3 protein-coding genes and 1 pseudogene are annotated in these 7,455 nt (G+C 45.1%); 2 read left to right on the plus strand and 2 right to left on the minus strand.

Translation table 11 applies throughout. From position 1 onward, the window contains the following. Positions 1 to 111 precede the first annotated feature (111 nt). The gene (locus FD744_RS25020; protein ID WP_160869988.1) at positions 112 to 3,279 is read left to right on the plus strand and encodes a reverse transcriptase domain-containing protein; all 3,168 of its coding nucleotides are present in this window, start codon (positions 112 to 114) and stop codon (positions 3,277 to 3,279) included. Positions 3,280 to 3,573: 294 nt separating this feature from the next. Here FD744_RS25020 and FD744_RS26025 read toward each other — a convergent pair whose 3' ends face one another. Both FD744_RS26025 and FD744_RS26030 read right to left on the minus strand, forming a co-directional pair. Beyond that, positions 3,574 to 6,258, minus strand: coding sequence for a reverse transcriptase family protein (locus FD744_RS26025; RefSeq protein WP_160869990.1), 2,685 nt, complete (start codon positions 6,256 to 6,258; stop codon positions 3,574 to 3,576). Continuing rightward, positions 6,259 to 7,266 (minus strand): hypothetical protein, encoded by a 1,008-nt coding sequence (locus FD744_RS26030; RefSeq protein ID WP_373424453.1) that lies wholly within the window; start codon positions 7,264 to 7,266, stop codon positions 6,259 to 6,261. It abuts the gene before it with no gap. Between the two features lie 63 nt (positions 7,267 to 7,329). Here FD744_RS26030 and FD744_RS25035 point away from each other — a divergent pair. After that, positions 7,330 to 7,455 (plus strand): annotated as a pseudogene (locus tag FD744_RS25035) (homoserine O-succinyltransferase); the annotation flags it as partial.

Raw genomic sequence — 7,455 nt, forward strand, 5'->3', positions numbered from 1 at the left:
TAGAAAGCCATAGAACGAGCGAACTAAAACGGAATCCTCTGGGGTTAACCCCTCAGTTGTATCACGGTCAGTGCAAGCTAACCCAAATAACTTGCTGACAACTCTTATGAAATGGTTACTCTAAAGAATAACTACCCCGAGACAATAGCTGGGCATTCGGATTCCGGGGAGCCCAGCGACATAAGAGCTTCTAGTGGGACATCGGAGACCCACGAAACCGACGACACACACAGACTGACTCAGGGGGGAGGGAAATTCAAGGGGAAAAAGAGATATTTTATGGGGACATACAACATAAACTCACTAATACAGATAGGAAAACTAAGACAACTAACACAAGAAATCCGACGCCTGGGTATCTCGATTTTGGCATTGCAAGAGACCAGGTTCACGGATGAAGAGATTGTGGATTTTGGGGGATACAGGATATTAAAGGGCAAGCCGGGGAAACGGATCATGAGAAACATGCCGCACCTGGGAACTGCTTTTCTTGTAGATCACAAATACCTTAACTCCATTGAAGACTTCACATCCAAATCACCGAGGCTTTCGACTCTCACCGTAAGGGGGGCCAATAAGAAGTACACCCTTATCAACGCGCACGCTCCCATAAACGTGGACAACAAGAGGGACCCGGATAAGGTGGACGAGTTTTGGGGGGAATTAGAGGAGGCCGTACACAGGATACCACGGAACAACGTTAAAATTTTACTGGGAGACTTTAACGCTCAAATTGGTAGGGAGAAGAAATTTAGGGAAACAGTGGGGTTTCACCCCGGACATTACAGAACCAACAGGAACGGGGAAAGGCTAATAGGACTATGCAGAGAGGCGGGACTCAAGATTATGTCAACACACTATAAAAACAAGATGAGTAGGAAAAAGACGTGGGTATCACCGAACCCCAACTTGGGAGAATTCCAGTTGGACCACGTTGCCATTACGAGGCGGTACCATAGAGAGATCCAAAACGTCAGAGTCAAAAAAGCCATAAACGTCACATCCGACCACTACCCGTCACAAATCAAAATTAAAATTGCACCAGTTATAAGAAAGGGACACACGAATAAGGGACCTCAAGCCAAGAGAATAGACAGGGACACACTCACGAATCACAAGGCACAAGAATTCCAGGAGAAACTAGAACCGGCCTCCACTTGGGAGGATTTAACGGGCCAGCTAACTAGAATCGCTGAGGAACTCGCTCCTCAGTCCGCGAAAAACAAAGTAGATTGGTGGAATCACACGTGCGATGAAGCCATAACAAACAGACTCAACGCGTGGAAAACCTGGAACCAAAACAAATCAGAGACAAACAGAAAACGGTTCGAGGAGGAAAGGAAGAAGGCTGCAAAACACCTAAGAACACAAAAGAGAGAACTCCTAAATAACCAACTCCAGAGGGCCAATGAAGACTTTCAAGAAAACAGGATACAACCGTATTACCGAACGTGCAACAACAGGGTCCGAGGATACGTCCACCCTAATCTCGTCCTAAAACGCGGGGACGGGGGTCTCGCTCATTCAAAAGAAGAAGTATGCGGGATCTTCGCGGCATATTTCAAGAAACTTCTAAATTGCGACAAACCCATTGAAAAAATTGTCACGGAAAACAACACGCCCGACTGGGGAGGGGAAGACCCACCGGACAAGGAAGAGATAGACGACGCAATCGCGGAACTCAAGAATAACAAAGCACCGGGAGAAGACGGAGTTATCGCAGAAATGTGGAAACTGACCGGGGATGAGTTTAGAAAGAGAGCCGCGGAGCTGATGATGGACGTATGGATAAAGGAAGAAATACCAAAGGGATGGGGCACCGCGTTAATCACACCGCTACACAAAAAAGGAAACACGACTGACGTAGACAACTACAGAGGAATCTCGTTGCTACCGGTCACATACAAAATTTTTTCGAAATTACTCCTCAAAAGACTGACACCACAACTCGACCCAAAACTAGGCGAATACCAGGGAGGATTCCGGAAAGGGCGCTCGTGTCCCGAGCAAATCCTCAGCTTAAAACTTTTGATTAAAAAATTCAGGAACCACCCCACGAAGAATCTGTTCATCACCTTCGTGGATTTCAAAAAAGCATACGACTCCGTCGATAGGGAAACGTTAATCAGAATTTTGGCAGAATACGGAGTCGACGCCAAATTACAAAAGCTCATAGGACTGACCCTGGAAAACACAACATCCAAAATAAAGTTCAGAGGTGTGACCAGTGAGCCGTTCACGATCGACACTGGACTCCGGCAAGGCGATGGGCTTTCACCTTTACTGTTCAATGTAGTCCTAGACAAGATCATGAAGGACTTTTGGAAGGAGAACGACATAGGAGCCACTCTTGGAGGGAAAAAAAAGGGGCTCAAGGTGAGATGCCTAGCCTACGCCGACGACCTGGCCCTTCTGGCCGAGTCGGAACAGGATGCCGTGAGACAGCTTAACTGTCTCAAGGAAATTGCCGAAAAAACAGGGCTACAGGTATCTTATGAAAAAACCGAGTTCATGACAACGGACTCGAAATTTGGGAAAAAATGGGTTGAAACTAAATTTGGAAAAATCAAGGTCACGGACCACTTTAAATACCTTGGGGAAATAGTAAGCAACAGGGGATCAGAAAAAAGAAGCCTGGAAACCAGAATCGCCAAACTAGAACACCTAAACCATGCGACGACAAAATTATACGGGAAGAAATGCCTATCCAAAGCCGCCAAATTAAGACACTATAACACCGTAATCAGACCAGTGATACTATACGGTGCGGAAACTATGCAACTCCCCAGTCTAGAAAAAATTAAAACAATAGAAAGGAAAATCCTCAGAAAAATACACGGTCCCAGGATGCATGAGGGGGAGTTCAGAAGACGGGCCAATAAGGAATTATACCAGGGAAACAGGAACATAGAAGATGAAATAAGGGCCAGACGACTTAAATTTTACGGACATATGATTAGAATGCCTGAGGAAAGACTGAACAAACAAATCTTTAGGAAAATTTGGGGGTATAAAAGCGATGGGGGTTACAGCAGACAAGTCAAGGAAGAGGCACGCTCATTGGGAATAGAAGAGGCGGATTGCTTGGATCGCGACAGTTTCAGGAGAACCGTCAACAGTGTCGAAAGTTTCGTGAGTCAAGGGAAGAGCCACAACAACAGGCTCTGGACCGATGAAAGGAAACTCGCGCAATCAGAGAGGATGAAGGAGAGATGGGTCCTCTGGAAAGCGCGTGGCACCAAAAAGAAACCACGGTGTAAGAGTTCGCGTGATCACTAATGGTCTATCCGCGTCCAAAAAAAATATACAATAATATCAAAGAAAAGGAAATAAAATAAACATCATAGCACATTCATACCTATGTACAATACTCTCACTCAGCCTGGAGAGCTCCGAACCAAGCCTGTCCCCCACTTATGAAGGACGAAGCAGGATTCCAGGAGATCCCAGCGCTACACACTCAGCCGCGTCACCGGTGTTAAATCCAGTGGAGGCTGAGTGAGAGCGCTATAGCCACAGACGCTCAGGACTTGAGTGGAGAAGCTGGCCATCGCCAGAACTCCAAAAACCACATTACAAAAGGTCTCGGGGCCACTGCCGTTTCAACCTTCGAGGGGGGTTGTAGGGATGATTGAGACTGGATAGTGATTGAGCCAGAGGATTAGGGTGATCGGAAAGGTTTTGATGGAATTTGGAAAATTTCAAGGGTATAAGGTCAAGAACAAAAGGTATATTGAGGTCATTATGAAGGGTTCTATTGGTGACGTAATATGGAGCATTTACAATGGTTCGGAGGACTTTGGACTGAAAGGATTGAATGCGTTTGATATTCGAGTGTTTTGCTGTCCCCCACAGTTCAAGTCCATAGGTCCAAATAGGTTTCAGGATAGTTTTGTATATGAGCAGTTTGTTGTTTAATGATAGGTGAGAGGATCTACTAAGTAGTCTGTACAGTTGGCTGAAGCGTCTGTTAAGTTCTTGCCTTTTGAGTCTGGTGTGGGGGTTCCATGTAAGTCGTTTGTCTAGGAGAAAGCCAAGATACCGTACTGTGTCAGATATGGGTAAGGGAGTATCATTGAAAAAGATAGGTGGACAGGATTTACGGCGAAGGGTGAAGGTCACGTGTTTACATTTTAACTCATTGACTTTAATCCGCCATTGGTTGCACCAAACTTCAATCAGGGAGAGGTGTCTTTGAAGTTGGTAGGAGGCAGTTTCGGGATCTGGATGGGATGAGAGGATAGCTGTATCATCAGCAAATGTTGCCAGGAAGGTATCAGAAGTAGTAGGGATATCTGCGGTGTAGAGGATATAGAGGATTGGGCCGAGGACACTGCCTTGTGGCACACCGGCCTCTATTGGATAGCAGCTGGAATATTCCGAGCTGCAGCGTACTCTAAAGGTGCGGTTTGAGAGGTAGGATCTAAGGATTAGGTATAAAGAGAGAGGTAAATGGGTCTTGAGCTTGAAGAGCAAACCGGCATGCCATACCCGGTCGAAAGCTTGCGCTACGTCCAGAAATGCGCCAGTACAATATTGTTTGCTTTCAAGTGACGAGGATATATGGTCAACTACTCGAAGGCCTTGTTGGACAGTGGAGTGATTTGAGCGGAAACCAAATTGATGTGATGGGATTCTTTGGGATTCTAGGATGGGTAGGATGCGTTTGAGAAGAATTTTCTCAAATATTTTTGAGAGGATCGGAAGCAGGCTTATAGGTCTATAAGATGAGGTATTATTGGGGGGTTTACCTGGTTTCAGGAATAGGATGATTGTAGAATGTTTCCACATCAAAGGAAAGTGGGTTGTTCGTAGGATGCAGTTGTACAGGTAAGTAAGGAATATTATAGCTTTTTGTGGGAGTTGTCGGAGGATCTGGGAGGTGAGGAGATCATATCCAGGTGATTTACGAGGTTTTAATCTTTTTATAAGGAATTTGACCTCAGAGGGGTTGACAGCTTTAGGGGGAAGAGAGAGAGGAATCGGTGAGGTGAGGAACTCATTAACTTTTGCAGTGTGGGTAGGATGGGATTCGGAGTGGGGAAGAAATGTGCTAGTAAGGTGATTGGCAAATTCTTCTGCTCTTTTCTGATCAGAAGCAGCCCAGGTACCATCTTCACGTCGGAGGGGATGGGAAACAGGTTGATATTTTAGGATCTTTTTGGTTACATTCCAAAGGGAATTATCAGAAGAAGATAGTGAGGAAAGATAGGAATTGTAGGATTGGGATCTGAAGGTAGCCAAGTTCTTTTTAAGTAGTTTGGTGAGGTAGTTATATGATTTCCGATCGTCAGGATGCCTGGTTCTTTGCCAAAGGGTTCTGGAATGTCGTTTGGATTGGATAAGGTCTACTAGATCTTGGGGTAGAGGATTTTTTTTACGGTGTTTGGGGAAGGGACGAGGTGAGGATGCAGTCCAAACTGCTTGCTGGATCACGTTAGTGAAGGAATATGTTGCATCATCTAGGTCTTGAGGTGTTTTCAGGGATACTCTGAGGTCTATGGAATCAATTATATATTGGCGGAAAAGGTTCCAGTCTATTGGTCCTCTAATAAATGATGGTGGAGGAAGTTTGGGAATCGGAGCTAAGGAAAGAGTTAGGATTAAGGGGCTATGGTCAGAGGAAAGTTCATCTAGTCGGACTATGGAGTGATTTAAAGGATTTAAGCCGGAATGAATGAAGAAATCCAGGAGATCAGGGTTTCGGTTTGGATCAGTTGGCCAATACGTAGGGGTGCCAGGAGAGATGATGCTGGAATTTCGGAAATTAAGTGCAGATAGCAACGTTCGCCCACGGGAGTTAGTGGTTCGGGAACCCCATTGCTGGTGCTTGGCATTTAAGTCTGCACCGAGAAGGGAATGGTGGCCTAAGGAATTAAGGAATGTGTCGAACTGGTTATTGGAAATTGGTTTGTTCGGAGGACAGTACGCCGCTGCTATTGTGATAGGGAAGGAAAAGGTCATGACTTTTACAGCGGTGGCTTGAAGGAAATCATTTACGGGTAAGGGAAAGAGGTGATGGGAGAGGGACTGATGGATTATCACAGCAGTTCCAGCATGAGCTCTTCCGTCAGGGTGGTCCGTTCGATAAGTGTTGTACTGTGATATGTTGAGATGTTGTTTACTGGTCAGTCTGGTTTCTGTAATCAGTGCCACATCAATTTCTTTGTCATGTAGCAAGGTTGTTAGTTCGTTGGTGTGGTTTCGAATACCATTCGCATTCCAAAGGAGAATGGATAGGTGTTTGGTGTGTGACATTTAGGGGTTTCTCTGAGGAGGGATGAAATGGGAGATTACATTTGTAAGGAGTGATATGAGTGGAGTAATGAGAGTTCTAAACTCGGAGAGGAAGGAAGTGAGTAGGGTAGTGAGATCTGTGGCATTCGAGGGTGGGGGAATAAGAGATGTTGAGTGTGGATTAGAAGGGATCGAGGATGTTTGGGATTGTTGTTTGGGTGGTAATTGAGGTCTGGGCTGTACATGCTGAGTTTGGGGTTGAGGATGAGATTGTTGAAGGGGTTGTGGCATGGCCCCGGTTTCGATTTGTTGATTCCTGTCACCCAACATTTGGGCATAAGATACAGATGAGGTGGCCATTTTTGAAGGTTGTCTTCCTCTTCCTGCAGCTTCAGTCTGCTGGTGAGCTGGCTGGGATCTATGTTTTATGTTTTTATATGTTTCACACCCCTTGTAGTTTGCTGGGTGTCCTTGGTGACAGAGTGCACACACTGCTGGGATTTCTCTAGGCTTTGTGCAATTTTCAGTTTTATGCGATTCCCCGCATTTAACACATCTAGGCAGGTGATGGCAATATCTTCTTGTGTGGCCGTATGACTGGCAGTTGTGACATTGTACAATGCCACGCTTAGGATAGGGTTTTTCAATTTTTATTTTTGTATAGTAGATACAATTTATTTCATATATTTTTTCTACCCCTGGGGTTGGTTCAAGGTCTACAAAAAAAAGTGGAAGTGGGGTTTTAGAGCTAGGCCCTGTTTGCTCTCTATTTTCTTTGTGGACGTTAATTATTTGCCGCACTTTGAACCCCATGTTGCTCAGCTCTTCATTAATAATTTCGGCAGGAGTTGAGTGGTGTAAGTTACGAATCACCACCCTTAGTGATCTTTCTTCCTTCAGTTGATATGTATGGAAGTCGGCCTTTGTCTCAGACAGATACCGAACAATGAGGCGATAGGTTTCAGAGGTGTCAGGTATGATTTTTGTGTCATTTGTTCGGCTCTGGCATGTGTACTTTCCTGTGCCCACTATTTTATTCAATTGTGTACACAAAAGTTGGAAATTGTTTATATTTTTTATAAATATAGGCCCATTCCAAAGCAAACGCGTCAGAACAAACTTTCAGGCGTGTATGAACATCAAATCCTGCATCCGCATGCTTTGTTAACCCGTGGATTTGACGACAATTTCCTCGCGCCGCATTCGCGTTATGCTGAT

This window comes from Pantoea sp. Taur, assembly GCF_009830025.1.
GTDB classification, from domain to species: Bacteria; Pseudomonadota; Gammaproteobacteria; order Enterobacterales; family Enterobacteriaceae; genus Pantoea; species Pantoea communis.

What these genes read in the sequence shown, in the direction of transcription:
- FD744_RS25020 (WP_160869988.1), top strand. Translation starts at nt 112, where the DNA reads ATGGTTACTCTAAAGAATAACTACCCCGAGACAATAGCTGGGCATTCG.
- FD744_RS26025 (WP_160869990.1), bottom strand. Translation starts at nt 6,258, where the DNA reads ATGTCACACACCAAACACCTATCCATTCTCCTTTGGAATGCGAATGGT.